1 pseudogene is annotated in these 988 nt (G+C 63.6%); it reads right to left on the bottom strand.

Going from position 1 to position 988, the window contains the following annotated elements:
* A pseudogene (locus AO068_RS27810) lies at positions 1 to 988 on the bottom strand (condensation domain-containing protein); the annotation flags it as partial.

Below are 988 nucleotides of genomic sequence, written 5' to 3'. Positions count from 1 at the left end.
TCCTCCATGCTCAGGGTCTGAATGCCCTGCCAGGCTGACAATGTGTCGGTCGATGCCGCACCGTTGTTGCTGTGGCGGTAGTTGAGCAAGGTGCTGAACAGCGGCAGCGAACTCGGCACGCCGCTGCAGCGCTGGGCCAGCGACAGCGAAGCATGCTCATGCCCCAATAGTGCCGAGAGGCGTTGGTGAGTGACCTTGACCGCCGCCAGAGCGCTCTGGCTGCCGACTCTGATGCGCAGCGGCAAGGTGTTGATGAACATGCCCAGCGCCCGGTCGGCACCGTTGCCGCCCTGCATCCTGCCCATCAGTACGGTGCCGAACACGACTTCTTCGCGCCCCGAGACCCGACCAGCCACCTGAGCCCATGCCAGGTGCGCCAGACTGGCAGCGCTGACCCCCAGCTGCCGCGCAATGCTGCGTATACGGCTGCTCAGCTGGCTGTCGAGTAACTGATTCACTTCCTCGATGCCACTGCCATCGCCCTGCACGTCCTGTATGCCGTAAGCCAGTGTTGGTTCGTCGATGTCGCCGAGCATGTCGCGGAAAAACGCTTCATGTTCAGCCTGGCTGATACCCAGACGCGCCTGTGCCACATGGTTGCGATAAGGCACCGGGGCCGGCAATTGCTCGATCTGACCCTGATACCCAGACGCGCCTGTGCCACATGGTTGCGATAAGGCACCGGGGCCGGCAATTGCTCGATCTGACCCTGCAGGCTGGCCTGCATTTCCTCCACCACCACTTCCAGAGAGGTGTGATCCAGCGCCAGATGGTGGAACAGCAACATGCCGACCAGCCGCTGGTGGGCGGTGTCCTCGGCGTAGGCAATACGCATCAGCGGCGCCTGGCCGATGTCCAGGCGATAGTGCCGTGGGTCAAAGCGCTCGCGCAGTCGTGTCAGCACGTCACCGGCGAGCGGATCGATGGCCACCTCTTCCAGGCTCAGTTTCGCGGGGCGCCATACCACCTGCACCGGCTGCTCAAGCCC

Source organism: Pseudomonas sp. ICMP 3272, from assembly GCF_001466905.1.
In the GTDB taxonomy this organism is placed as follows: Bacteria; Pseudomonadota; Gammaproteobacteria; order Pseudomonadales; family Pseudomonadaceae; genus Aquipseudomonas; species Aquipseudomonas amygdali.
This window is presented reverse-complemented; position numbering and strand designations above follow the sequence as displayed.